General features: G+C 69.1%; 25 protein-coding genes. 14 read left to right on the top strand and 11 right to left on the bottom strand.

The features are described 5' to 3' along the window. Positions 1–8: 8 nt before the first annotated feature. From lysA to A6W98_RS08890, 3 genes are all read left to right on the top strand, one after another. Positions 9–1274: a diaminopimelate decarboxylase gene (gene lysA / locus A6W98_RS08880; RefSeq protein WP_042460458.1), complete on the top strand. Its 1266-nt coding sequence runs from the start codon at positions 9–11 to the stop codon at positions 1272–1274. Positions 1275–1311: 37 nt separating this feature from the next. Beyond that, a complete protein-coding gene (locus A6W98_RS08885) occupies positions 1312–3846 on the top strand; it encodes a TIGR02302 family protein (protein ID WP_042460461.1) in 2535 nt (844 codons plus the stop codon). A 70-nt stretch (positions 3847–3916) separates the two neighbouring features. Continuing rightward, on the top strand, positions 3917–4939 hold the full coding sequence (locus tag A6W98_RS08890; protein WP_052677987.1) for an endonuclease/exonuclease/phosphatase family protein: 1023 nt from the start codon (positions 3917–3919) through the stop codon (positions 4937–4939). 65 nt (positions 4940–5004) lie between these two features. Here the strand turns inward: A6W98_RS08890 and A6W98_RS08895 are convergent, their stop codons facing one another. From A6W98_RS08895 to dgcN, 3 genes are all read right to left on the bottom strand, one after another. After that, complete coding sequence (locus A6W98_RS08895; RefSeq protein WP_042460464.1) at positions 5005–5865, bottom strand: D-amino-acid transaminase; 861 nt, start codon at positions 5863–5865, stop codon at positions 5005–5007. A 62-nt stretch (positions 5866–5927) separates the two neighbouring features. Further along, positions 5928–6893, bottom strand: coding sequence for an N-acetyl-D-Glu racemase DgcA (gene dgcA, locus A6W98_RS08900; protein WP_042460467.1), 966 nt, complete (start codon positions 6891–6893; stop codon positions 5928–5930). Positions 6894–6902: 9 nt separating this feature from the next. Continuing rightward, complete coding sequence (gene dgcN / locus A6W98_RS08905; RefSeq protein WP_042460470.1) at positions 6903–7904, bottom strand: N-acetyltransferase DgcN; 1002 nt, start codon at positions 7902–7904, stop codon at positions 6903–6905. 253 nt (positions 7905–8157) lie between these two features. Between dgcN and A6W98_RS08910 the strand changes: the two genes are divergently transcribed. From A6W98_RS08910 to A6W98_RS08925, 4 genes are all read left to right on the top strand, one after another. After that, positions 8158–9117: an L-malyl-CoA/beta-methylmalyl-CoA lyase gene (locus A6W98_RS08910; RefSeq protein WP_042460473.1), complete on the top strand. Its 960-nt coding sequence runs from the start codon at positions 8158–8160 to the stop codon at positions 9115–9117. A 263-nt stretch (positions 9118–9380) separates the two neighbouring features. Beyond that, positions 9381–9977: a LysE family translocator gene (locus A6W98_RS08915; protein WP_042460477.1), complete on the top strand. Its 597-nt coding sequence runs from the start codon at positions 9381–9383 to the stop codon at positions 9975–9977. Between the two features lie 245 nt (positions 9978–10222). Then, complete coding sequence (gene cysK, locus A6W98_RS08920) at positions 10223–11302, top strand: cysteine synthase A (RefSeq protein ID WP_042464813.1); 1080 nt, start codon at positions 10223–10225, stop codon at positions 11300–11302. Positions 11303–11804: 502 nt separating this feature from the next. Further along, positions 11805–12764, top strand: coding sequence for an acetyl-CoA carboxylase carboxyltransferase subunit alpha (locus A6W98_RS08925; protein WP_042460480.1), 960 nt, complete (start codon positions 11805–11807; stop codon positions 12762–12764). Positions 12765–12813: 49 nt separating this feature from the next. Here the strand turns inward: A6W98_RS08925 and A6W98_RS08930 are convergent, their stop codons facing one another. From A6W98_RS08930 to A6W98_RS08940, 3 genes are read right to left on the bottom strand one after another with little or no spacing between them, the layout of a single operon-like run. Then, positions 12814–13548 (bottom strand): lysophospholipid acyltransferase family protein, encoded by a 735-nt coding sequence (locus A6W98_RS08930; RefSeq protein WP_042460483.1) that lies wholly within the window; start codon positions 13546–13548, stop codon positions 12814–12816. Between the two features lie 3 nt (positions 13549–13551). After that, positions 13552–14466, bottom strand: coding sequence for a cell division protein FtsX (locus tag A6W98_RS08935; protein ID WP_406678820.1), 915 nt, complete (start codon positions 14464–14466; stop codon positions 13552–13554). A gap of 5 nt (positions 14467–14471) precedes the next feature. Further along, positions 14472–15149: a cell division ATP-binding protein FtsE gene (locus A6W98_RS08940; RefSeq protein ID WP_042460486.1), complete on the bottom strand. Its 678-nt coding sequence runs from the start codon at positions 15147–15149 to the stop codon at positions 14472–14474. A gap of 175 nt (positions 15150–15324) precedes the next feature. On the opposite strand from A6W98_RS08940, the gene A6W98_RS08945 reads away from it, so the two are divergent. Beyond that, the gene (locus tag A6W98_RS08945; protein WP_072071673.1) at positions 15325–16074 is read left to right on the top strand and encodes a zinc-ribbon domain-containing protein; all 750 of its coding nucleotides are present in this window, start codon (positions 15325–15327) and stop codon (positions 16072–16074) included. Positions 16075–16077: 3 nt separating this feature from the next. Here the strand turns inward: A6W98_RS08945 and A6W98_RS08950 are convergent, their stop codons facing one another. The 3 genes from A6W98_RS08950 to A6W98_RS08960 all read right to left on the bottom strand — a co-directional run bounded on the left by A6W98_RS08950 (position 16078) and on the right by A6W98_RS08960 (position 18995). Next, positions 16078–17727: a SulP family inorganic anion transporter gene (locus A6W98_RS08950; protein ID WP_042460492.1), complete on the bottom strand. Its 1650-nt coding sequence runs from the start codon at positions 17725–17727 to the stop codon at positions 16078–16080. 176 nt (positions 17728–17903) lie between these two features. Continuing rightward, positions 17904–18221 (bottom strand): DUF1244 domain-containing protein, encoded by a 318-nt coding sequence (locus tag A6W98_RS08955; protein ID WP_042460495.1) that lies wholly within the window; start codon positions 18219–18221, stop codon positions 17904–17906. A gap of 33 nt (positions 18222–18254) precedes the next feature. Further along, a complete protein-coding gene (locus tag A6W98_RS08960) occupies positions 18255–18995 on the bottom strand; it encodes an N-formylglutamate amidohydrolase (protein WP_042460498.1) in 741 nt (246 codons plus the stop codon). A gap of 144 nt (positions 18996–19139) precedes the next feature. Between A6W98_RS08960 and pyk the strand changes: the two genes are divergently transcribed. The 5 genes from pyk (at position 19140) to lipA (ending at position 23476) form a co-directional block, all read left to right on the top strand. Then, positions 19140–20585, top strand: a complete 1446-nt coding sequence (gene pyk / locus A6W98_RS08965) for a pyruvate kinase (protein WP_042460501.1) — start codon at positions 19140–19142, stop codon at positions 20583–20585. A 232-nt stretch (positions 20586–20817) separates the two neighbouring features. Further along, on the top strand, positions 20818–21018 hold the full coding sequence (gene rpmI / locus A6W98_RS08970) for a 50S ribosomal protein L35 (RefSeq protein WP_042460504.1): 201 nt from the start codon (positions 20818–20820) through the stop codon (positions 21016–21018). A 14-nt stretch (positions 21019–21032) separates the two neighbouring features. Next, complete coding sequence (gene rplT, locus A6W98_RS08975; protein ID WP_042460507.1) at positions 21033–21395, top strand: 50S ribosomal protein L20; 363 nt, start codon at positions 21033–21035, stop codon at positions 21393–21395. A gap of 124 nt (positions 21396–21519) precedes the next feature. Further along, complete coding sequence (locus A6W98_RS08980; RefSeq protein WP_042460509.1) at positions 21520–22446, top strand: LysR substrate-binding domain-containing protein; 927 nt, start codon at positions 21520–21522, stop codon at positions 22444–22446. Between the two features lie 79 nt (positions 22447–22525). Then, complete coding sequence (gene lipA, locus A6W98_RS08985) at positions 22526–23476, top strand: lipoyl synthase (protein ID WP_042460511.1); 951 nt, start codon at positions 22526–22528, stop codon at positions 23474–23476. 373 nt (positions 23477–23849) lie between these two features. Here the strand turns inward: lipA and ssb are convergent, their stop codons facing one another. Then, on the bottom strand, positions 23850–24344 hold the full coding sequence (ssb, locus tag A6W98_RS08990; protein ID WP_042460513.1) for a single-stranded DNA-binding protein: 495 nt from the start codon (positions 24342–24344) through the stop codon (positions 23850–23852). A 212-nt stretch (positions 24345–24556) separates the two neighbouring features. Here ssb and A6W98_RS08995 point away from each other — a divergent pair, with 212 nt between their 5' ends. Beyond that, complete coding sequence (locus A6W98_RS08995) at positions 24557–25153, top strand: lytic transglycosylase domain-containing protein (RefSeq protein ID WP_042460515.1); 597 nt, start codon at positions 24557–24559, stop codon at positions 25151–25153. A 21-nt stretch (positions 25154–25174) separates the two neighbouring features. Here the strand turns inward: A6W98_RS08995 and A6W98_RS09000 are convergent, their stop codons facing one another. Beyond that, the gene (locus A6W98_RS09000; RefSeq protein ID WP_042460517.1) at positions 25175–25414 is read right to left on the bottom strand and encodes a hypothetical protein; all 240 of its coding nucleotides are present in this window, start codon (positions 25412–25414) and stop codon (positions 25175–25177) included. Positions 25415–25488: the final 74 nt, after the last annotated feature.

A 25488-nucleotide genomic window follows, 5' to 3' on the forward strand; every position in this document is an offset into this window, starting at 1 on the left:
AGACCCGAATGGACCATTTCCTTTACCGGGACGGTACGCTTCATGCCGAGGACGTGCCGCTGAGCGAGATCGCGGCCGCTGTCGGCACGCCGTTCTACTGCTATTCCGTCGCCACGCTGACCCGGCATTTCCGGCTGTTCGACGAGGCGCTGGCGGGCACCGACCATCTTGTCTGCTATGCGATGAAAGCCAATTCCAACCTCGCGGTGCTGAAGCTCATGGGCGATCTCGGCGCGGGTATCGACGTGGTCTCGGGCGGCGAATATCGCAAGGCGCGCGCGGCGGGCGTGCCGGGCGAGAGGATCGTGTTTTCCGGCGTCGGCAAGACCCGCGAGGAAATGCGGCTGGCGCTCGAGGGCGGCATCCGCCAGTTCAACGTCGAATCCGAGCCCGAGATGGCGGCGCTGGACGAGGTCGCGCGGTCGATGGGCGTGGTGGCCCCCATCGCGGTGCGGGTGAACCCCGATGTCGACGCGAAGACCCATGAGAAGATCGCGACCGGCAAGTCCGAGAACAAGTTCGGCATCCCCATCGCCCGCGCCCGCGAGGTCTATGCCCGTGCCGCCGCGATGCCGGGGCTCGAGGTGCTGGGGATCGACGTGCATATCGGCAGCCAGCTGACCGAGCTTGCGCCCTTCGAGCTGGCTTATGGCAAGATCGCCGAGCTGACCCGTGTGCTGCGCGCCGACGGCCATGACATCCGCCGGCTCGATCTGGGCGGGGGGCTTGGCATTCCCTATGAGCGCTCGAACAGCGCGCCGCCGCTGCCGGTCGAATACGGCGCCATGATCAAGCGGGTGCTGGGCGATCTGGATGTCGAGATCGAGATCGAGCCGGGGCGGCTGATCGCCGGGAATGCCGGCCTGCTGGTCAGCCGGGTGATCTACGTGAAGGAGGGCGAGGGACGGACCTTCCTGATCCTCGATGCCGCGATGAACGACCTGGTCCGACCCTCGATGTACGGCGCCCATCATGACATCGTGCCTTTGACCGAACCCGCCGCCGGGACCGGTTACGCCCCCCATGACGTCGTGGGTCCGGTCTGCGAGACCGGCGACACCTTCGCCAGGGCGCGCGATCTGCCGCCCCTGGCCGAGGGCGATCTGGTCGCCTTCCGCTCGGCCGGGGCTTACGGCGCGGTGATGGCCTCGGAATACAATACCCGGCCCCTGGTGCCCGAGGTGCTGGTCGGCGGAGATCACTTCGCTGTCATTCGCCAGCGGCCCTCCTTTGACGAGATCATAAACCGCGATACCATCCCGGAATGGCTGTGACCCGGCATCCCGCCCGGATCCGCCGCCGGATGGGAGCATGACCGACAGCACGCCGCGCCCCGACGACACCCTCGCCGAGCTTCGCTGGCCGCTGCGCCTGACCTGGGCGGGCCTTCTGGCCGAGCGTCTGAGCCGTGCCTTCTGGCCGCTCGCAAGCCTCGTTCTGCTGGTTGCCGCGGCGCTGGCCTTCGGAGCGCATGACCTGCTGTCCCCGGCCGCGGCTTTCGCGATTGGCGGCGCGCTGCTTGCGGCGCTTCTGGGGACGCTGGTCTACGGGCTGCGCAGCTTCCGGCGGCCGGGCCGGGCCGAGGCGCTGGACCGGCTCGACCGCAGCCTTCCCGGCCGACCGCTCGCGGCGCTGTCCGACAGCCAGGCCATCGGCGCTGGCGATCCGGCCTCCGAGGCGGTCTGGCGGGCCCATGTCACCCGCATGGCGGCACGGGCGCGGGCCGCGCGCGCGGTGGCGCCCGACCTGCGGCTGTCCTCGCGCGACCCTTACGGGCTGCGCCATGTCGCGCTGATCGCCTTCACCGTCGCGCTGATCTTCGGGTCCTTCCTGCGGGTGGCAAGCGTGGCCGATCTGGGCAAGGGCGGCCCGGCGCTGGCCTCGGGCCCAAGCTGGGAGGGCTGGATCGAGCCGCCAGCCTATACCGCAAAGCCCGCGATCTATCTCAACGACATTTCCGACACCCGGCTGGCCGTGCCGCAAGGCAGCCGCGTCACGCTGCGGCTTTATGGGGAGGTCGGGGCGCTGGACGTGACCGAGACGGTCTCGGGCCGCGAGCCCGGCGCCGAGGGCGCGGCCGCGGCGCCCGCCGGGATCGATGCCATGGCCCGGAGCTTCGAGGTGATCCGCGACGGCCGGGTCGAGATCGACGGGTCCGGCGGTCGGTCCTGGCAGATCGTGCTGAGCCCCGACATCCGGCCCGAGGTGCGGCTGACGGGCGAGATCGACGTGACGGCCGATGGCGAGATGCGCCAGCCCTTCTCGGCCAGCGACGATTACGGGGTGACGGCGGGCGAGGCCACGATCACGCTCGATCTGGCCGCGGTCGAGCGCCGCTATGGTCTGGCCGCCGAGCCCGATCCGCGCGCGCCGCTGGTGCTTGACCTGCCGATGCCGATTTCGGGCGACAGGCGGCAATTCACCGAGACCCTTGTCGAGAACCTGTCGCAACACCCCTGGGCCGGGCTGCCGGTGCAGCTTGAACTGGCCGTCGAGGATGCGCTGGGCCAGCGCGGGGTGTCCGCGCCCGCCGGGATGGTGCTGCCGGGGCGGCGCTTTTTCGACCCGCTCGCGCGCGCGGTGGTCGAACAGCGTCAGGCGCTGCTCTGGGCGCGCTCGAACGCCCGCGAGGTGGCGCAGGTCCTGCGGGCCATCAGTTACCGGCCGGATGAGATCTTCCGCAACGAAAGCGCCTATCTGCAATTGCGGGTCGCGATCCGCAGGCTCGAGAGAGCGGCGCCCGGGCTGACGGCCGAGACCCAGGCGGAACTGGCCGGGGCGCTGTGGGACATTGCCGTCCTGATCGAGGATGGCGACCTTTCGGATGCCGCCGAGCGGCTGCGCCGGGCGCAGGAGAGGCTGTCCGAGGCGATGAGGAACGGCGCCAGCGATGCCGAGATCGCCCAGCTCATGGACGAGCTGCGCGAGGCGACGCGGGATTACATGCGCCAGCTGGCCGAACAGCAGCAGGACGAGGACCGGCAGCAGGCGCAGAACGGCGAGATGCAGGAGCTGACCGGCGATCAGCTTCAGCAGATGCTCGACCGGCTGCAGCAGCTGATGGAAGAGGGCCGGATGGCCGAGGCCCAGCAGCTTCTGCAGATGCTGCAGCAGATGATGGAGAACATGCAGGTCACCCAGGGCCCGGGCGGGGATAGTCCGGGTCAGCAGGCGATGGAGGGGCTGGCCGAGACCCTGCGCGACCAGCAGGGCCTGTCCGACGACGCCTTCCGCGATCTGCAGGAGCAGTTCAACCCCGGCCAGCAGGGTCAGGGCGAGGGCGAGGGCCGTGAGGGCGAGGGTGAACAGGACCGGGCCGATCCGGGGCAGGGCGGTGAGGACGGTCAGCAAAGCCTTGCCGAGCGTCAGGAGGCGTTGCGCCGCGAGCTGGAGCGTCAGCAGCAGACCCTGCCCGGGCTTGGCGCCTCGCCCGAAAGCGAAGGCACGCGCGAGGCGCTGGATCGGGCTGGCCGCGCGATGGACGAGGCCGAACGGTCGCTGCGCGACAATGATCTGGCCGGGGCGCTGGACGATCAGGCCCGGGCGATGGAGGCGCTGCGCGAGGGCATGCGCAATCTGGGCGAGGCGCTGGCGCAGAACCGCCAGCAGCGCGGCGAGGACGGGCAGGGCCGGGGCCGGGCCGATGCGGGCGGCGAGCGCCGCGATCCGCTGGGCCGGGCGCCGGGCTCGACCGGGCAGGTCGGCACCGAGGACAGCATGTTGCAGGGCGAGGATGTCTACCGCCGCGCCCGCGATCTGCTGGACGAGATCCGCCGCCGCTCGGGCGAGCAGAACCGCCCCGATCTCGAACTCGACTATCTCAGGCGCCTGCTCGAGCGGTTCTGATCGCGTCACCCGCGGGTCGCGAATCCGTGCTAGCTTTCCCTTGGGTCATTTTCTGGCCGGGGAGGCGGGCATGAAGATCGTCGACTGGAACCTCGAATGGATGAACCGGTGGTTTTCCGGCAATACCCGGCCGCGCTGGGGCTCGGGCGAGCTTACGCCCGACGAGGCGCGGATCTGTGCCCGCAAGGCCGCCGCCGTGATCGACGCGCTCGCGCCCGATCTTCTTTGCCTGCAGGAGGGGCCCAGCGCCGAGGCCGAGATGGCGCTTTTCATCGATGAATTTCTCTCGGATGCCGACGGGCCGCGCTATGAGGCGCTGATCGGGTCCGATGGCGGCGCGCAGAAGCTTTACGTGCTGCGGCGCCGGGGCGGCCTGGTGCGCGCCCTCGAGCGCGCGACCGATGCCGCGACCCGGGCCCTGGCCGAGCCCTGGGCGGCCGATGTCAATGGCGACATGCTGCTGGAGGGCTACGAGTTCACACGTCTGCCGCTGGTGGTCGATATCGATCCGGTGGGCGGGGCGCCGGTCCGGGTCGTGGTGCTGCATACCAAGTCGAAATACGTCCATCGTGGCGCGGCGCTCTGGCACGATCCGGCGCGGCGGCAGGAATTCGTGGTCGCCGCATTGCTGGCCCGGCGCCGGATCTCGGCCGAGGGGTTCCGGCTGCGCGCCTATCTCGACGCCTTGGTCGCTGAGGATCCGGAGGCGCGGATCGTCGTCACCGGCGACTGGAATGACGGGCCGGGGACGGATTTCTTCGAGCGCAGCTATCTGACCCATAACGTGGCCGATATCGTTCTGGGCTCGACCTTCCTGCCGGGGTTGATCTTCCACCACCCGCTGCTGGCCCATGTGCCCGCCGCCGCCCTGTTCACCGCGCGCTTCGACGATTTCGTCGACGAGGTGACCGACCGGCCACTGCTGCTCGATCATTTCGCGATCTCGCCCGGGCTGACGCCCTGGGTTCAGGCGGCCGGGATCGGGCATGACGCCTATGAGGCCGGGCTGACGGGCACGGGCGCGGCGCGGGTGGAGCGGCCAAGCGATCACCGCCCGATCTGGGTCGAGATCGGTCGGCCGCTGACCGGCTGAGGCGATGAAAAAGGCCCGGGCGCGGGGCCCGGGCCTGATGGCGGGATGGTGCGGGCGCGGCGGCCTCAGATCGCGGTCTTGACCGCCTCGTCGATATAGATCTCGCGCAGGCGGCGCGAGACCGGGCCCGGCAGGCCGTCGCCGAGGCTGACCCCGTCGACCGACACCACCGGCATCACGAAGGCCGAGGCCGAGGTGAAGAAGGCCTCGTCGGCCTGCTTGGCCTCCTCGATGGTGAAGGCGCGTTCCTCGATTTCCATCTGCGCTTCGGCGGCGAATTTCAGCACCGCGGCGCGGGTGATGCCGGGCAGGATCTCGGTGCCGAGCTGGCGGGTGATGATCTTGCCGTTCTTGACGATATAGGCGTTGTTCGAGCTGCCCTCGGTGACGAAGCCGTCCTCGACCATCCAGGCGTCATCGGCGCCGGCCTTCTCGGCGGCCATCTTCGCCATCGACGCGTAAAGCAGCTGCACCGTCTTGATGTCGCGCCGCGCCCAGCGCAGGTCGTCGATCGAGATCACCTTGATGCCGGTCTCGGCGGTCTTGCTTTCGATGATTTCCTTGGACTGGGTGAACATCACCAGGCTCGGCGCGACCTGGTCCGGATCGGGGAAGTGGAAGTCGCGATCAGCGGGCGCGCCGCGGGTGATCTGCATGTAGACCATGCCCTGATCGACGTCGTTCTTCGCGATCAGCTCGCGGTGGATCTGCAGCAGCGCGTCCATGTCGACGGGCGACCGCATCTCGAGCTCGGCCAGCGAGCGCTGCAGCCGCGCGGCATGGGCATGGAAGTCGAGAAGCTTGCCGCCGACCACGCTGGCCACCTCGTAGACGCCATCGGCGAACAGAAAGCCGCGGTCGAAGATCGAGACGCGGGCTTCGGTCTCGGGCAGGTAGTCGCCGTTCACATAGACGGTTCGGGTCATCGCGGGGTCCTTTTTTCAGGGGTGGGCGCGGCGCGCGGCACCGCAGCCCGGCAAGTCGGGGCCTATCCCCAGAGCGCGGCGGCGGGGGCATGCACGCCCGCCTCGTCGAAGCAGAGGGGCTCGGGCCGGTCTTCGGCCAGAAGCAGCGGCCCGTCAAGATCCGTCACCGCCGCGCCCTGGGCCAGGAGCACGGCAGGCGCCATCGCGAGGCTCGAGCCGACCATGCAGCCGACCATGATGCCATAGCCCTCGGCCAGTGCCTGTTGCTTGAGGGCCAGCGCCTCGGTCAGCCCGCCGGTCTTGTCGAGCTTGATGTTCACCAGATCGTATTTGCCCTTCAGCGCGGGCAGGCTGGCGCGGTCATGGCAGCTTTCATCGGCGCAGACCGGCAGCGGGCGCGCGATCTCGGCCAGCATGTCGTCCTGACCGGCGGGCAGGGGCTGTTCCACCAGCGCCACGCCGAGGCGCACCAGATGCGGCGCGAGATCGGCATAGACCTCGGCGGTCCAGCCCTCATTGGCATCGACGATGATCCGGGCCTTGGGCGCGCCCGCGCGCACCGCTTCCAGCCGGGGCATGTCGGCATCGGTGCCGAGCTTGATCTTCAGAAGCGGCCGGTGGGCATTCCGGGCCGCCGCCGCGCGCATGTTCTCGGGCGTGTCGAGCGACAGCGTGAAGGCGGTGATCTCGGGGCCCGGCGCGGGCAGGCCCGCCAGATCCCAGACCCGGGTGCGGGCCTCCTTGGCCTCGAGATCCCAGAGCGCGCAATCGACGGCATTGCGCGCGGCGCCGGGCGGCAGCAGCTCCTGCAGCGCGGCTCGGCTCGGCGAGGGCGGAAGCGCCCCGATCTGGGCGGTGACGCTGTCCAGCGTCTCGTCATATCGGGCATAGGGGACGCATTCGCCCCGGCCGGTGGCGCCGCCCGAGGCGACGCGCACGGTCAGTACGCGGGCCTCGGTGCGCGAGCCGCGCGAGATGGTGAAGGCCTCTTTCAGGCGGAAGCTCTCGGGGGTGACGGAAATCTGCATCTGTCTGCCTCAGATCGCGTCGAGCGCATCGGCGAGACGGCCCGCGCCCTGCCGGAACGGGTCGACCGTCGGCAGGCCCATGCGTTTCTCGATGCCTTCGAGACAGCTCAGCGCCTCGTCCTCGCCCATCGCCGCGGTATTGACCGAGATGCCGACGACCTCGGCCTTCGGATTGGCGACGCGGGCAAGACCCAGCGCGGTGTCGCGCAGCGTCTCGAGGCTCGGCAGGCCGTAATCCGGCAGGCCGCGCATATGCGTCCGAGTCGGTTCGTGGCTGAGGATCAGCGCATCGGGCTGGCCGCCATGGATCAGCGCCATGGTCACGCCGGAATAGGAGACATGGAACAGACTGCCCTGACCCTCGATCATGTCCCAGTGATCGTCGTCATTGTCGGGCGTCAGCCATTCGATCGCGCCGGCCATGAAATCGGCGATCACGGCATCGAGTGGGACGCCCTCGCCGGTGATCAGGATGCCGGTCTGGCCGGTGGCGCGGAAGGAGGATTTCAGCCCGCGGGCCTTCATCTCGCGGTCCATCGCCAGCGCGGTATACATCTTGCCGACCGAGCAGTCGGTGCCGACCGCGAGGCAGCGCTTGCCCGAGCGTTTCTTGCCATTGGCGATCGGGTAGGCGACGGTCGGGATGCGCACGTCGTGCAGGGTGCGGCCGGTGGCCTCGGCGACGCCGGCGAGGTCGGGTTCGTTGCAGAGCAGGTTATGCAGCCCCGAGGCGAGATCGAATCCCTCTTCGAGCGCCGCGACCAGCACCTTCTTCCAGGCGGGCGAGATCACGCCGCCGCGGTTGGCGACACCCACCACCAGCGTCTTCGCGCCCTCGGCCTTGGCCGCGGCCAGATCGAGGTCGGGCAGTTTCAGGTCGGCCTTGCAGCCGTCCATCCGGAACTGGCCGACGGCGTTTTCCGGACGCCAGTCGCGGATGCCCTGGGCCACCTTGGCCGCCAGCGGGTCAGGGGCGTCGCCCAGAAACAGGAGATAGGGGGTTTCGATCATCGTGGCGTTCCCTTTATTGCTCGCACGAAAATATCACCCGACCGAAGGAAAACCTGCCGATATTCCGCGCATTCGGGTGGATTTCGCGAAGATTCATCGACATATGGTCTGATCTGGCGAAGAATTCTGCACAAGACGTGGCCCCGGGGCTGAGACCGTGCTGCGGCGCGGCAAAATAACTTGCGCGGATTGGGGTAACATTCTACCAACTCGGCCATGACAGACGACATATCCTTACCGAAGGGGTACGACCATGAGCTTTCGCATCCAGCCCACGCCCGTCTCCCGTCCGAACCGCTGTCAGCTGTTCGGCCCGGGCTCGCGCCCCGCGATCTTCGAGAAGATGGCGGCCAGCGCGGCGGACGTGATCAACCTCGATCTCGAGGATTCGGTCGCGCCCGACGACAAGTCTAGCGCGCGTGCGAACGTGATCCAGGCCATCGGCGACATCGACTGGGGCAGGAAGACGCTGAGCGTGCGGATCAACGGGCTCGACACGCCCTACTGGTATCGCGACGTGGTCGAGTTGCTGGAGCAGGCGTCGGACCGGCTCGACCTGATCATGATCCCGAAGGTGGGCTGCGGCGCCGATCTTTACGCGGTCGATGCGCTGGTGACGGCGGTCGAGCGGGCGACGGGGCGGAGCAAGCCGCTGGGCTTCGAGGTCATCATCGAATCGGCGGCCGGCATTGCCCATGTCGAGGAGATCGCGGCGGCCAGCCCGCGGCTGCAGGCGATGAGCCTTGGCGCGGCGGATTTCGCGGCCTCGATGGGGATGCAGACCACGGGCATCGGCGGCACCCAGGAGAATTACTACATGATCCGGGAGGGTGCGAAATACTGGTCGGACCCGTGGCACTGGGCGCAGACGGCGATCGTTGCAGCCTGCCGGACCCATGGCGTGCTGCCGGTCGACGGGCCGTTCGGCGATTTCTCGGACGAGGAGGGGTTCCGCGCCCAGGCGCTGCGCTCGGCGACGCTGGGCATGGTCGGCAAATGGGCGATCCATCCCAAGCAGGTGGCGCTGGCCAACGAGGTGTTCACGCCCTCCGGGGCGGCGGTGGACGAGGCGCGCGAGATTCTCGCGGCGATGGAGAAGGCCAAGGCCGAAGGGTCGGGCGCGACGGTCTACAAGGGGCGGCTGGTCGATATCGCCTCGATCAAGCAGGCCGAGGTGATCGTGCGTCAGGCCGAGATGATCGCGGCCGGCTGAGACCGCTGGCAAAGAGCCGGGCTTCGGATCGCTGACGCGATCCGACCCATCCCGGAGGCTTTGCCCCCGGGACGCCAGAGACGCGCGTTGGATGGCTCCCGAATATCTGGCCGCAATCGATACGGTGCTTGTGTCAGGTGGAGCCGGTTTCGCGGCGCTGACGCGCCCCGACCCGCCGGGGGCTTTGCCCCCGGACCCCCGTCGGCCTGCCACAGCGGCCCGCGGGACTGGCAATTCGGACGGGGCATGCGATAGTGCGGCCCATGGACAATCTCGATCTTCTGCTGGCGCTTGGGGCCTTCGCGCTGGTCGCCTCGATCACACCGGGGCCCAACAACCTGATGCTGATGGCCTCGGGGGCCAATTTCGGGTTGCGCCGGACCCTGCCGCATATTCTGGGCGTGGCGCTGGGCTTCGTCGCGATGATCGTGCTGGTCGGGCTGGGCGCGATGCGGGCCTTCGAGGCCTGGCCGATGCTGCGCGTGCTGCTGACCTGGTTCGGCGCGGCCTATCTGGTCTGGCTGGCCTGGAAGATCGCCCGGGCCGCGCCGCCCGAACCTGGCGCGGCGCCGGGGCGGCCGATGACCTTCCTGCAGGCCGCGGCCTTCCAATGGGTCAATCCCAAGGGCTGGACCATGGCGCTGGCGGCGCTGACGCTTTACGCGCCGGGGCAAAAGCCGGCGGCGGTGCTGCTGGTCGCGGGGGCTTTCGCCGCGGCGAGCGTGCCCTCGACCGGGCTCTGGACCATCCTCGGCACCCGCATCCGGCTGCTGCTGAGCCGGCCCGCGCGGCTGCGCCTGTTCAACCGGGCGATGGCGCTGCTGCTGCTGGCCTCGCTGGTGCCGGTTTTCCTGCCTTGACGCAGGAGGCGCGTGCCTGGCGGGAACCTGTTCCGGATTTGCCAGCGCCTCCGGACTGACGTTCGCCCTTATCGGGTGTTTGCGGCATCGCGTTTCGTCGCGGCGGGATGCGCTCGGTCTTCCTCCCTATCCGCGCTCTCCGGGCCCGGCCCCCCGTGCCCTTTCCGGCGGGCGTGCTATGGTTCGCGCCGAGACAAGAGCGGCTGCCCGCGCGGCGGCCCGGTACCGAAGAAAGGGGTATGGTCATGGCAGAGGACAGCATCCGCAAAACCACCGGACGGGGGCGGCGCTTCGACAGCGTGCTCGACACCATCGGCGACACGCCCGTGATCCGCATCAACAATCTCGGCCCGAACCATGTCACGCTTTACGTCAAGGCCGAGTTCTTCAATCCCGGCGCCTCGGTCAAGGACCGGCTGGCGCTGAACATCATCGAGGCGGCCGAGCGCTCGGGCGCGCTGAAACCGGGCCAGACCGTGGTCGAGGCCACCTCGGGCAATACCGGGATCGGGCTGGCGCTGGTCTGCGCGCAGAAGGGCTATCCGCTGGTCATCACCATGGCCGAGAGCTTTTCGGTCGAGCGCCGTCGCCTGATGCGGATGCTGGGCGCCAAGGTCGTGCTGACGCCCAAGGCCGACAAGGCGATGGGGATGTACCGCAAGGCCCAGGAGCTGGCCGAGAAGAACGGCTGGTTCCTGGCCCACCAGTTCGAGACCGGAGCCAATGCCGATATTCACGAGACCACCACCGCGCGCGAGATCCTTGCCGATTTCGAGGGCGAGCGGCTTGACTATGTCGTGTCGGGCTATGGCACCGGGGGGACGGTGACCGGGATCGCCCGGGCGCTGCGCCGCGAGCGGCCCGAGACGAAGATCATCCTCAGCGAACCGGCCGATGCGGCGCTGATCGCCTCGGGCCGGGCGCAGAAGCGCAATGCCGAGGGCGAGGCGGACGAAAGCCATCCCGCCTTCCATCCGCACCCGATCCAGGGCTGGACGCCCGATTTCATTCCGCTGGTGCTGCAGGAGGCGATCGACCAGGGCTTTTATGACGAGCTCATTCCGGTCGAGGGGCCCGAGGCGCAGAAGCAGGCGCGGGCGCTGGCCGCGAAGGAGGGCATCCTGACCGGGGTGTCGGGCGGCGCGACCGTCGCCGTGGCGCTGCAGGTGGCCGAAACCGCTGAACCGGGCTCGGTCATCCTCGCGATGCTGCCCGATACCGGCGAGCGCTATCTCTCGACCCCGCTTTTCGAGGCGGTGGGGGCCGAGATGAATGACGAGGAAAAGGCGATCTCTGCCTCGACGCCGGGCTTCCAGATCGGCTGATCGCCGGGCTCGTGCTTCGGTTCGCCCCTTCCGGGGGCGGGCCGGGCGCGGCCAGTGCACGCCCGCATCTGCGGAGAGCAGGATGCGGTAGCCTTCTTCGGCCGCGCCCGGTGAACGGGGACTTGCGGGGAAAACGCATGGACAAATCCGGTCCGGCATCGGCTTTCGTAACAGCGCGAAACGGGGAAGGTCCGGTCCCATACAGGCCGCGGCGGTCTTGGTGGCGGACCACGGGAAGGGCGGGCAGGACGTGGCCCGATGCGTTCCCGCGCGGCGCGGGTCATGGCCGGGCTCTTCGGCGGCCCGCCGTACTCCTTCCCGGCCCGATGGCGGGAGGGCGACCATGCCCGCCGCCGATGACATGTCGACCGGCCAGAGATCTCGGCATGGGTCCGGGCGCCGACCGCCCGCCGGGTCCGCCGCGTCATCGTCGTCGCGCGGCGGCGTTGCAAATCGGCGCGGCGGGCGTCATATACCCCGCCAGCATCAAGGAGCCGCGTCGATGAACTATCTCGAATTCGAAAAGCCCCTGGCAGAGATCGAAGGCAAGGCAGAGGAGCTTCGGGCGCTGGCCCGCGCCAATTCCGAGATGGACGTGGCGCAGGAGGCCTCGGCGCTCGACCGCAAGGCCGCCGACATGCTGAAGGAGCTTTACAAGAACCTGACCCCCTGGCGGAAATGCCAGGTCGCGCGCCACCCCGACCGGCCGCATTGCAAGGACTATATCGAGGCGCTGTTCCGCGAATACACGCCGCTGGCGGGCGACCGCAACTTTGCCGAGGACAATGCGGTGATGGGCGGGCTGGCGCGGTTCAACGACCAGCCGGTGGTGGTGATCGGCCATGAGAAGGGCTTCGACACCAAGACCCGGCTGGAACGGAATTTCGGCATGGCCCGGCCCGAGGGCTATCGCAAGGCGGCGCGGCTGATGGACATGGCCGACCGCTTCGGCCTGCCGGTCGTCACCCTTGTCGACACCCCCGGCGCCTATCCGGGCAAGGGCGCCGAGCAGCGCGGCCAGTCCGAGGCCATCGCGCGCTCGACCGAGAAATGCCTGCAGATCGGCGTGCCGCTGATCTCGATCGTGATCGGCGAGGGCGGGTCGGGCGGGGCGGTGGCCTTCGCAACGGCCAACAAGGTCGCGATGCTGGAACATTCGGTCTATTCGGTGATCTCGCCCGAGGGCTGCGCCTCGATCCTGTGGAAGGATGCCGAGAAGATGCGCGAGGCGGCCGAGGCGCTGCGGCTGACCGCGCAGGATCTGCTCAAGATCGGGGTGATCGACCGGATCATTCCCGAGCCCATCGGCGGCGCCCAGCGGTCCCGCGAGGAGACCATCGAACGGGTCGGGCGCAACCTTGCCACCATGCTGGGCGAGCTGGTCGGCAAGGAGCCTGCGGCGCTTGTCGCCGAGCGGCGTCGGAAATTCCTCGATATCGGCTCGAAAGGGCTGGCCGCCTGAGCCGGTTGCCTTTTCCGCCCGGGCGACCGGGCGGGACCGGCAGTGGGGCTCAGGCCCCTGTGGTGAAGCCCGCCTCGGCCATCAGCCGGTCCGAGGCGGTCTCGACCGTCTCTTCCAGCTGAGCCATGAAAACGTCGATCGGCTGCGCGGGCGCGATCGGCGGCAGGTATTCCAGCACCGCGAGCCCGGGCTTGCGATAGATCCCGGTGCGGGGCCAGAACAGCCCGACATTGGTGGCGGCGGGAACGCAGGGCTGGCCGAGCTGCTGGTAGAGCACGCCCGCGCCGATCTTGTAGGGCCGCGTCACGCCCGGCGCGACGCGGGTGCCCTGCGGGTAGATGATCAGCTGGCCCGGCATCTGCCGGCCCTCGGCCACCTGCCGTCTCATCGTCGCGATCGCCTGGCCGCGCTTGCCGCGGTCGACCGGAATGCAGCCGATCCGCAGCGCGTACCAGCCCAGCACCGGTGCCCAGGTCAGGGACTTCTTCATGATGAAGCGGGGCCGGGGCAGCGAGCCGACCAGCAGGATGATGTCGAAGAAGGACTGATGCTTGGCGGCGATCAGCACCTCGCCCTCGGGCGGCGTGCCGCGCACCTCGGATTTCAGGCCGACCATCCAGCGCGCGGTCCAGCGCACCCAGTGGCAATAATGCCGTGCCGCCATCGTGGCGCCGCGCGGCGAGGCCAGCGCCAGCGGCAGGTACAGCAGGCCGACGACCGGCATCGCCAGATACATCTGTCCGACGAAGAAGAGCGAGCGCAGATATTGCAGGGGAGAGCGCATCGGTCAGGTGATCCTTCTCAGCATCCGCATCGCGGTCCAGCGGGTGGCGGCGAAGCCGATGGCTCCGGCCAGCACCGGCAAGAGCAGCGGCACGATCCATTGGGGGCCGGAAAATCCGAGCCCGGTCAGAAATCCGTCGGGGCCGTCGCCGGGCAGAAGGGCGACGGCGCCCATCCCGGCGAGGGTTCCGAGCGCGGCGCCTTCCAGCGTCCGCCGGGTAAAGCGCCGCACGAAGGCCCTGGCGATAAAGGCGTCGCGCGCGCCGACGAGGCGCAGCACGCCGATCACCTGGGCATTGGCGGCCAGCGCCGCATTGGCGGCCAGCGCGATCATCGCCGCCATGCTGGCGCCGATCAGCAGCATCGCGGTCCAGCCCAGCAGCCGCAGCCGTCCGGCCGCGCGCACCAGCGGCTGGCGCCAGCGGGTGTGATCGTCGAGAACCGCCCCCGGCGCCTCGGCCGCCAGCCGCAGCCGGAGCGCCTCGGCATCGACGCCCGCGCGGGTCTCGGTCACCTCGATCAGCCGGGGCAGGGGCAGCGTCTCGACCGGCAGGTCGGGGCCGAACCAGGGTTCCAGCAATTGCCGCTGTTCGATGTCGCTCATCGCCCGGGCCGAGGCGATGCCGGGCGTCGTGCGCAGGATCTGCAGCACCGCCTCGCTCTGGGTGCCCATCTGCCCGGGCGGGGCCGAGATCCGCACCGTCGCGGTCCGGGCAAGCGCGTCGGCCCAGCGGTCGGCCAGCCGCCCCGAGGCCATGCTCAGCGCCAGCGCGAAGACCGCGAGAAAGGCCATGGTGGCGGCGGTGAACAGCGTGAGCCGGGCGGTGAAGCCCGTCGGCGGCACGACCCGGCTGGCTTCGGGGTCCGAGCTCAGGGCCGAGACCAGCAGCCGGGCGCGCTGCCTCAGGGCCGCCAGCACCGCGCTCACAGATCCGCCCCCGCCAGATGCAGCTGCCGGTCCTTGATGCGCAGCACGCGCGCCGCGACCTGGGTCTTGGCGGCACGGATCAGGTTCAGGTCATGGGTCGCGATCAGGATCGTCTTGCCCATCCGGTTCAGCTCGATCAGCAATTGCAGGATGCGCAGCGACATCTCCCAGTCGACATTGCCGGTGGGCTCGTCGGCCAGGATCACGTCGGGCGACAGGATTACCGCCCGGGCCAGCGCCGCGCGCTGACGCTCGCCGCCCGAAAGCTGCGGCGGCAGCGCCCCGGCCTGTGCCTTCAGCCCGACCCAGGTCATGAGTTCCGACAGGTTCCGCTCTTCGGCCGCGATGTCGCGCCCTGCGGCCATCAGCGGCAGGGTGATATTCTCGCTGAGCGGCAGGTGGTCGAGGAACCGGCAGTCCTGATGGACCACGCCGATCCGGCGCCGCATCCGCGCGACCCCGTCGCGGTCGAGCCCGGCCAGATCGGCGCCGAACAGGCGCATCCTGCCCTGGCTGGGCTGCAATTCGGCGTAGCAGATCTTCAGGAACGTGGTCTTGCCCGCCCCCGAAGGGCCGGTCAGGAAATGAAACGAGGCCGGTGCCAGCCTCAGCGACATGTCGCACAGAAGGTCGCTTCCGCCATAGCTGTGCGAGACGTTTTCGAGCTCGATCAAGGTCCGCTCCGTCGGCCGGGGTCCGGGTCCGTTCGCCCATGGTATTGCCCACGTCCGCGCGGGTTGCAATCGCACCGACCGCAAAGGCTTTGAATTTCCGCAGGCAGTGATACAACATGGCGCGGAAATGGCAGGCAGGTCCGGCGGGCCGATGCGCCCCGGGGGGTAGAGCGGAATGCGATTGACGTGCCCGAAATGCGGCGCCCAATACGAGGTGGACGAGGCGGTGATCCCTGACGAGGGGCGCGACGTCCAGTGTTCGAACTGTAACCACATATGGTTCCAGGAACCGTCCGGTCCCGCGCCGCGGGATCCGCTGGCGGGGTTCGCGGCGCCGCGCGCTCCGGAGCCGGTGGCGCCGGGGCCGGAGGGCGCCGATGCGCCGCCCCGCCGCGGGCTCGACGAGGACGTGCTGAGCATCTTGCGCGAAGAGGCCGAGCGCGAGCAGCGCGCCCGCGAGGAGGAGGCGACCGCCGAGACCTTTTCGGAGCAGGCCGATCTGGGGCTTGCCAGCCCGCCGCCTCCGGTGCGGGCCAAAGCCCCCGAGCCGGCGCCTTCGCCCGAGCCCGAACCGGACCCCGCGCCCGCCGAGCCGTCGCGGGGTGCCGCGCGGCGCGATCTGCTGCCCGATGTCGAGAAGATCACCTCGACGCTTTCGGCCAGCACCGATCGCGGAGCCGAAAGCATCCCGCCCGCGGCCTCAGCCCGCAACGGTCTGAGCGGGGCCTTCCTGGTGGGCTTCCTGGTCGCCGTGCTGGTCGCGGCAGCGGCGCTGGCGGCCTATCTCAAGGCCCCGGCCATCGCCGCGCTGAACCCGGTGCTCGAGGGCCAGGTCGCGGCCTATGTCGAGACGGTCGATGCGGCCCGGGCCTGGCTGGCCGGGCTGGTCCCGGCCGATCCGGTCGACCGGGAGCCGGGCCGCTAGGGCTCAGGCCGTATCGGCCGAGGCCCGGGCCTCGGCGACATCCGCTGTGATGTGGATGCCCTGCGGCAGCCCGGCTGCCCTCAGCAATTGCAGATGCTGGGGACGCGCCCCTGCCAGCGAGACCGCCATGCCCTGATCGAGCGCCTTTCTCGCGAAGCCGGTCAGGCTGTGCGCGCCGGTCATGTCCAGCAGCGGAACATCTGCCATGTCGAGGATCAGGTGGCGCGGCCGGGCCGCGATACGGTCGAGCACGTTCTCGATCACCGGGGCCGAGCCGAAGAAATAGGCCCCGGTCAGCCGCAGCACCACGGTCTGCCGGTTCAGGCCGCGATCCTCGGGGCGGCTTTCGGTATCGCTCTCGTCCAGCATCGCGTCGACGCCGCTCATCTGTGCCAGCCGGTGCAGGAAGACCAGCGCACCCAGTGCGAGCCCGGTCACGATGGCCTCGGTCAGATCGCGCAGCACGGTCATCGCCAGCGTCGCCAGCAGCACCACGACCTCGGCCCGGGCGGTGCGCGCCAGCGTCCGGATCGCACGGATGTCGATCATGTGCAGCGAGACCGAGACCAGCACGCCCGCCAGCGCCGCCAGCGGAATCGCCGAGGCGAGCGGGGCCAGCAGCAGCACCATGCCCAGAAGCGCCAGCGAATGGATCATGCCCGCGACCGGGCCATGGGCGCCGGCGCGGACATTGGTGGCGGTGCGGGCGATGGTGCCGGTGACGCAGAAGCCGCCGAAACAGGCCGAGGCGATGTTGGCCGCGCCCTGTCCGATCAGTTCCGCGTTCGAGCGGTGGCGCCGGCCGGTCATCGAATCCGCCACCACCGCCGAGAGCAGCGACTCGATGGCGCCGAGCAGGGTGAAGGCCAGCGCGTCGGGAAGGACGGCGCGGATCTTCTCGAGCCCCAGCGGCGGCAGATGCGGCGCGGGCAGGCTGGAGGCGATGCCGCCATAGGCGCTGCCGATGGTCGGGACCGGAAGCTTGAACAGCCAGACCGTCAGGCCGGCCAGGGCGATGGCCATCAGCATGCCCGGAAAGCGCGGCGCATAGCGGCGCTGCACGAGGATGAAGCCGAATGTGCCGATGCCCATCGCCAGATCGATCGGGCCGAGCGTCGGCAGCGCGGCCCAGAGCGCGGGGATCTTCTCGAGGAAGGGGCCGGGTTCGGGGCCGTCCAGCGTCAGCCCCAGAAACGGCCGCATCTGGCTGGCGAGGATGATGACGCCGATCCCGGCGGTGAAGCCCACGGTGACGGGGTAGGGGATGAACTTGACGAAGCTGCCCAGACGGAGCGCCCCTGCCGCGGCCAGGAAGATCCCCGACAGGAAGGTCGCGAGCGCGAGCCCGTCAAGCCCGTGGCGCTGGACCGTGGCCATGACCAGCACGATGAAGGCGCCTGCCGGGCCGCCGATCTGGAACCGGCTGCCGCCGAGCGCCGAGACCAGGAAGCCGCCGATGATGGCGGTGATCAGCCCGCGATCCGGCGGCACGCCCGAGGCGATGGCGATGGCCAGCGACAGGGGCAGGGCCACCACCGCCACGGTCAGTCCGGCCACGAGATCGGCGCGGAAGGCGCGCAGCCCGTAGCCCTCGGCCATCGCGGTCAGAAGCTTCGGGGTGAATTGCTGCATCGGCCCGCTGGCTGGGATCATGCTTTGCCTCCATCGGTTTTCAGGCGCGGCACCAGCGGGACGCCCCGCGCCCGAAGGCGCGCGACCGGCGCGGCGGTGTCATGAGTCGCGGCGCAGTCTACTCCAGAACCCGGGGGCGGATGCGACCCCGAAATGCACGTTACCGCAAAGGTTTCGTCAAGATGCCCGGGACAGGCTCAGGTCTTGCCGGGTTCGGGGCGTGCGGCCATCGCGGCCTCGAAGGCGGCTTTCTGTTCCGGGCCCGCCTCGGTCTGATGCAGGGCCTTCCAGTCCTTGTAGGGCATGCCGTAGAAATCTTCGCGCGCCTCGGCCTCGGTCATCGCGACCCCGCGCTCGGCGGCGGCCTCGGCCATCCAGCGCGACAGGCAGTTGCGGCAGAACCCGGCCAGGGTCATCAGGTCGATGTTCTGCACCTCGGGCCGGTCCTCCATCAGGTGGCGCCTGAGCCGCCGGAAGGCGGCGGCCTCGATTTCGGTGCGGGTGGCGTCGTCCATGTCGGGTCTCCTTCCGGGAGGGGCGGGCCGCGCTCAGGCGCCGGTATCGGCCAGCGCGGCCTCGAGGATCGGGGCAAGCCGCGCGGCCCAGGCGGCCTGGTCGGCAGGCGCGGCGATCACGTCGTTGCGCAATTCGACCAGCACGTTCGGCCGGCCGAAGGCCTCGGCATGGCGGTCGACGGAATCGCCCGGCAGATGCCCGCCATAGGGCTCGTTCTCGCCGACGCAGAGATCGCCCTCGGCGCGCAGCCGCGCGATCAGCGGCCGCGCGAGCCGGTCGTCGGCGGCATGCAGGATGCCGATCTGCCAGGGCCGGGGCGGGCGCCCCTTCAATTGCGGCGTGAAGCTGTGCATCGCAAGCAGCACGGTATCGGAGCGCCGCGCCGCCAGCCGCGCGACCTCGGTGTGATAGGGGCGCCAGAAGGTCCGGATGCGGCGGTCGGTCTCGGCCTCGTCGATGGCGCGGTTGGCCGGGATCACGGTGCCGTCATAGAGCCGCATCACCAGGGTCGGGTCGTCCTCGCTCCGGTTCGGGTCGATCACCAGCCGCGAGAAGCGGCTGAGCACCAGGGGCGCGTCGAGCCGCTCGGCCAGCGCGCGGGCCACGCCCGCGGCCCCAGGGTCCCAGGCGATGTGGCGGGCCATGTCGGCCGGAGTGATGCCGAGGCTGCCGCCGTTCACGCAGGGCGGCACGATGTTGGTGGCGTGATCGCAGGTGACCAGCCAGCGCCCGCCGCGCGTCTCGCCGACCGTCTCGAAAGGCTGTTCGGTCATTGTCCTGTCATCTTTTCACGCCACATCCCTGTCTGCGGCCGTTCCCGCAGGCGCCGGTTGTCTTGCCGCGGAGTTCGGCCTAGAAGGTGACATTGTACACCAGCGCATACTGCGCATGGATCACCTGAAGACAGATAGGGCAGTATGAGACGTCTACGCAACCTCAAGATCGTGGCCACGCTGGGCCCGTCCTCGACCGACTACGCGACGATCCGGGCGCTTTTCGAGGCCGGGGCGGATGTGTTCCGGCTGAACATGAGCCATGGCACTCATGATGAGATCGCGCAGCGTCACGCGACCATTCGCAAGATCGAGGCCGATACCGGCCGCCCGATCGCGATCCTGGCCGACCTGCAGGGGCCCAAGCTGCGCTGCGGCCAGTTCGCCAATGGCGCGGCCGAGCTCGAGGACGGGCAGATCTTCCGCTTCGATCTCGACCCGGCCCCGGGCGAGGCGCATCGGGTGCAGCTGCCGCACAAGGAGATCTTCGACGCGCTGGAACCCGGCGCGACGCTGCTTGTCAATGACGGCAAGCTGCGGCTGCGGGTGAAGGAGCACGGCCCCGATTTCGCCGAATGCGAGGTGATCGTCGGCGGCACCATCTCGAACCGCAAGGGCGTGAACGTGCCCGACGTGGTGCTGCCGGTCGCGGCGCTGTCGGAAAAAGACCGCGAAGACCTGCATTTCGCGCTGGATCTCGGCGTCGACTGGGTTGCGCTCAGCTTCGTGCAGCGCCCCGAGGACGTGATCGAGGCGCGCGAGATCGTGGGCACGCGGGCCGCGATCCTGTCGAAGATCGAGAAGCCCGCCGCTGTGAAGGCCTTTGACGACATCCTCGAGGTCTCGGACGGGATCATGGTCGCGCGCGGCGATCTGGGGGTCGAATTGCCGGTCCAGAGCGTGCCGCCGATCCAGAAGCGGCTGGTGCGGTCCTGCCGGGCCGCCGCCAAGCCGGTGATCGTGGCGACGCAGATGCTGGAATCGATGATCGAAAGCCCGATGCCGACCCGGGCCGAGGTTTCGGACGTGGCCTCGGCGATCTACGAGGGGGCCGATGCGGTGATGCTGTCGGCCGAATCCGCCGCCGGGCGCTATCCGGTCGAGGCGGTGAAGATGATGGACAATGTCGCGGTCGAGGTCGAAAGCGATCCGACCTACCGCTCGGTGATCGAGGCCAGCCGCCAGGCCGAGCGTTCGAGCGTGGCCGACGGCATCGTCTCGGCGGCGCGCGAGATCGCCGAGACCACCGACATCAAGGCGATCTGCTGTTTCACGGAATCGGGGACGACGGCGCTCAAGACCTCGCGCGAGCGGCCGCGGGTGCCGATCGTGGCGCTGACGCCGTTTCCGGCGACGGGCCGGCGGCTTTGCCTGAGCTGGGGCATCAACTGCTATTACAACGAGAAGGTCGAGCGCTTCAAAATGGCCGTGGTCAGCGCCGCCCGCGCGGCGCGGCAGGGCGGCTATGGCGAGGGCGATGACAAGATCATCGTGATCGCGGGGCTGCCCTTCAATCTTCCCGGCTCGACCAACATCCTCCGCGTGGCGCCCTGCGAGGAGCGGCTGATCTTCAACCTCGAGCCCGAATAAGGGACCTGCCGGTCGCCGGTAAGGCGGCCCTGGCCTTATGAGATGAGCCACCGGTCGTTGTCGCGGCCGGTGGCTTTTTCATGCGGGGCGCGCGGATGCCCGATGGGGGTGTGGAGGGGCGTTTTCTCCTTGCATGCGGGGCCCGGGCTTTCTATATCCTCGCCACTCACCCGGGGCGACCGGCCGTTGTGGCATGCCGAGTCGCGCCTTCACCGCCCGAAAGGAGACGGAAATGCCCAAGATGAAAACCAAATCGAGCGCCAAGAAGCGCTTCAAGGTCACGGCCAGTGGCCGGGTCAAGGCGGGTCAGGCCGGCAAGCGCCACGGCATGATCAAGCGGACCACCAAGTTCATCCGCGACGCGCGCGGGACGACGATGCTCTCGGCTCCGGACGAGAAGCTCGCCAAGTCCTACATGCCCTATTCGCGCTAACGGAGGCCTGATCCATGTCCCGAGTCAAAGGCGGCACCACCACCCATGCCCGTCACAAGAAGGTCATCAAGGCTGCGAAAGGCTATTACGGCCGCCGCGGCAATGCCTTCCGCACCGCGACCCAGGCCGTCGACAAGGCCAACCAGTACGCGACCCGCGACCGCAAGCAGCGCAAGCGGAACTTCCGCGCGCTCTGGATCCAGCGGATCAACGCCGCTGTGCGTGCCCATGATGAATCGCTGACCTATTCGCGCTTCATCAACGCGCTGGCCGTCGCCGGGATCGAGGTCGACCGCAAGGTCCTGGCCGATCTCGCCGTGAACGAGCCCGAGGCGTTCGGCGCCATCGTCGAAAAGGCCAAGGCCGCGCTGGCCTGAGCCTGAGGCGACCGGCAACCGGTTCCGCCCCCGTCCGGCCTTGCCCGGGCGGGGGTTTTTCATGTCCGTCCGGCAGCGCCGCGCGGGCATGGATCGCGCGGCGCGGCTGCGATAGGACATCGCCATGACGATCACCCTGCGGCAGCTTTCCTATTTCCTCGCCCTGGCCGAGCACCGGCATTTCGGCCGTGCCGCCGAGACGGTTCATGTCAGCCAGCCCGCGCTGTCGGTGCAGATCCGCGAACTCGAGGCCGAGCTTGGCGTGCAGCTGGTCGAGCGCCAGCCGCGCGGGGTGATCCTGACGCCTGCCGGGCACGACCTGCTGCGCCATGCCCGCCGGGTGATGCAGGAGGTGCGGGCGCTGAAGGATGCCGCGCGCTGGCAGCGCGGGCTGGGCGGGCGGCTGAGCCTCGGGCTCATTCCGACGGTGGCGCCCTATCTGCTGCCGGTGGCGCTGCCGCTGATCCGGGCCGAGAACCTGACGCTGGAGATCGGGGTGCGCGAGGCGCGGACCGACCGGCTGCTGGCCGATCTGGACGAGGGGCGCCTCGATGCGGCGCTTCTGGCATTGCCGACCGGGCGGGAGGATCTGGTCGAGGCGCCGCTCTTCGAGGACCGTTTCCTGCTGGCGGGCTCGGCGCGGCAGATCGCGGCGCTGGGGGCAGGGGCCGAGGGGGTGCGTCCCGATGCGCTTGACCCGGACCGGCTGCTTCTGCTGGATGAGGGGCATTGCCTGGCCGATCAGGCGCTGGAGGTCTGCGGCATGAAACGCGACGAGACCCGGGTCGATCTGGGGGCCTCGTCGCTGGCGACGCTTTGCGGGCTGGCGGCCGAGGGTTTCGGGCTGACCTTCCTGCCCGAGATCGCGCTGCGCTCGGAACGGGCGGCGAGCCCGGCGCTGGCCGTTCACCGCTTTGCCATGCCCGAGCCTTCGCGGCGGCTGGGACTGGTCAGGCGGCGGATCTCGCGCGAGGATGGCTGGTTCGTGGCACTGGCCGCGATCCTGACCGAGGCCGGCGAGCGCCTGACCCGGGTGGCCCGCGACGGCTGAGACAGGGCCCGGCGGCCGGTTGCCTTCGGATCAGCAAGCGCATAAGAGGGGGCGATCCGTCCCGCTAGGGAGACTTCCGTTGCGCGATCTCAAGAACCCCGCCGAACGCCACCCCGAAAAGGCGCGCCGTCCCGATACGGTCCAGCCCAAGAAGCCGGCCTGGATCCGCGTTCGCGCGCCCGGGGGCGATGGCTATCGCGACACCCACCGGGTGATCCGCGAGCACGGGCTGGCGACCGTCTGCGAAGAGGCCGGATGCCCCAATGTGGGCGAGTGCTGGTCGCAGGGCCACGCGACGATGATGATCATGGGTGAGATCTGCACCCGCGGCTGCAGCTTCTGCAACGTGGCGACCGGACGCCCCGATACGCTTGACATCTTCGAGCCGGGCCGGGTCGCGGACGCGGTCCAGAAACTGGGGCTGAAGCATGTCGTGATCACCTCGGTCGACCGCGACGATCTGGACGATGGCGGGGCCGAGCATTTCGCCCAGACCATCCGTGCGGTGCGCCATCGCGCGCCCGGAACCACCATCGAAGTGCTGACGCCCGACTTCCTGAAATGCGGGCCCGACGCGCTCGAGACCGTGGTCGCGGCGCGGCCGGATGTGTTCAACCACAATCTCGAGACGGTGCCGGGGCTTTATCCCGAGGTCCGTCCGGGCGCGCGGTATTTCCATTCGCTCCGGCTGCTGCAGCGGGTGAAGGAGATCGACCCGTCGATGTTCACCAAGTCGGGGATCATGGTCGGGCTGGGCGAGGACCGTCAGGCCGTGCATCAGGTGATGGACGATCTGCGTGCGGCCGATGTCGATTTCCTGACCATCGGGCAGTATCTGCAACCGACGCCCAAACACCACGCGGTGGCGCGTTTCGTGACGCCGGAGGAATTCTCGGCCTATGAGAAGGCGGCCTATGGCAAGGGCTTCCTGATGGTTTCGGCCACGCCTCTGACGCGCTCGAGCTATCATGCGGGCGACGATTTCGCCCGTATGCGCATGGCCCGCGAGGCGCGGCTCGCGCAGGGATAAGTCGCGAAAATTCGGCGAATTTTCGTGTGACGCGCGCGGGCAGCCGCCTGCGCGACGTGTGCTGCCATCCCCCGGAAAGCGTGGCAGGGACTGAATTGCGTAGGAAAACGGGCTGCCGCGGGAAGCTTTCTTGCTGCATCCAGTTGAGCCGCAGAACGGTGTCTGCAGAAGGGGATGCCTATCTGGCGGGGGCGGAGCCCGGCCGAATTCATGTGTCAGCGCGAAGATCATATGCGCCGCCGCCAGCGGAGCGTTTTCGTTCCTAGCGGCGGCGTTTCAGGTCAAAGGCAAGAAAGACGGGGGCCTGATCCCGGGGCCGAGCGGCCATGACCGGGTCGCAGGCGCGCCCTTCATTCTGTATCCGGCGCCCCGCTCAGAACGGAATTTCGTCGTCGAAATCGCTCGCGGGTTGTTGCGGTCCGCCGTAATCGCCGCCGCGGCTGCCGCCCTGGTCGTAACCGCCGCCACCGCTGCCGCCGCCATAATCGCCGCCCCGGCCGCCGCCGCCGCCGCCGTCACGGCCATCGAGCATGGTCAGTTCGCTCCGGTAGGGGCGCAGAGCCACCTCGGTGCTATAGCGGTCCTGACCGGATTGGTCCTGCCATTTGCGGGTTTCGAGCTGGCCTTCGACATAGACCTTCGAGCCCTTGCGCAGATATTGCTCGGCGACCCGCACGAGGGGCTCGGAGTAGATTGCGACCGAATGCCATTCGGTCCGCTCCCGACGCTCGCCGGTGTTGCGGTCCTTCCAGGTCTCGGATGTGGCGATCCGCAGATTGCAGACCTTGCCGCCCGAGGGAAAGCTGCGCACCTCGGGGTCGCGTCCGAGATTGCCGATCAGAATGACCTTGTTCACCGAACCTGCCATGCGTGCCCTCTTTTCGAATCTTCCAGTTCCATAGAGCCCCGGTCTACACTAGCCCGCCCGGGCGGGCGACGGCGAATTCCGCATCCTGCGGGCGCAGTTTTCCGCTGAAGGCCCGGCCTGGGGCGGGAAAAGGGACGGGCTGGCCAGACTGCGCCGCCTTGCCTATACTCCGGCGGCGAAAAGGCCGCCCGGCACGGGGGAGGGACGATAGGGTGAAGCGACAGCTTGCAGCGATTGCACTGGCCGCGCTGGCGGTGTCCGGCGCGCATCCCGAGCCGGTTCTGGCAGATACGTCGGTTTCCTCGAAATCCCGCCTCACGCTGTTCCGGTCGCAGACCCGGGTGCTGGACGGTCGCGCCGCCCAGCAATATTCGAATTCGGTGCGGTTGCAGCCCGACCGTGTGCGCACGCCCACGCAAGGTATGCTGCTTTATTCCGGTCGCTACCGGGGTGAATTCGTCGATGTCGCCCGCGCGGCGGCGCGCAGGCACGGTGTGCCGGAGGATCTGTTCCTGCGGCTGGTGCAGCAGGAGTCGGGCTGGAATAGCCGGGCGGTGTCGCATAAGGGGGCGATCGGCCTGGCGCAGCTGATGCCCGAGACCGCCCGTAGGCTTGGCGTCGATCCGACCGATCCGCGCCAGAACCTCGAGGGCGGCGCGCGCTATCTGCGGCGGCAATTCGACCGTTTCCGGTCCTGGCGGCTTGCGCTTGCGGCCTATAATGCCGGGCCGGCAGCGGTCGAACGCCATGGCGGGGTGCCGCCCTATGACGAGACCCGGACCTATGTCCGCCGGATCTGGGGCAGCTGATTGTAACGGCCGGATGGCGGGCTAGCCGGGGTCGAAGGCGATCCGGTAGACCCCTTCGGGCAAATCGAGCGCCGCGCCGAGTTCGTGCAGCTGTGCCAGAGACAGCGTGATCTTCTGTACCCTGTCCGTGCGGGGGTCGAGTTGCTCGACCGTGACGCAATCCTCGAAGGCCGTGATCGTCACGTCCTCCCGAAGATGTTCGGGCCCCTCGTCGACGAGGGTGATGACGGTGGCGTCGAAATCGTGCTCGATGCTGAACATGTGGGCAGGCTAGCCGCCCCGGACGGCCTTGTGAAGCGGTCTCGGCGCGCGGAACGGCGGATTTGACACGCATC

This window comes from Rhodovulum sulfidophilum DSM 1374, assembly GCF_001633165.1.
Classification (GTDB): domain Bacteria; phylum Pseudomonadota; class Alphaproteobacteria; order Rhodobacterales; family Rhodobacteraceae; genus Rhodovulum; species Rhodovulum sulfidophilum.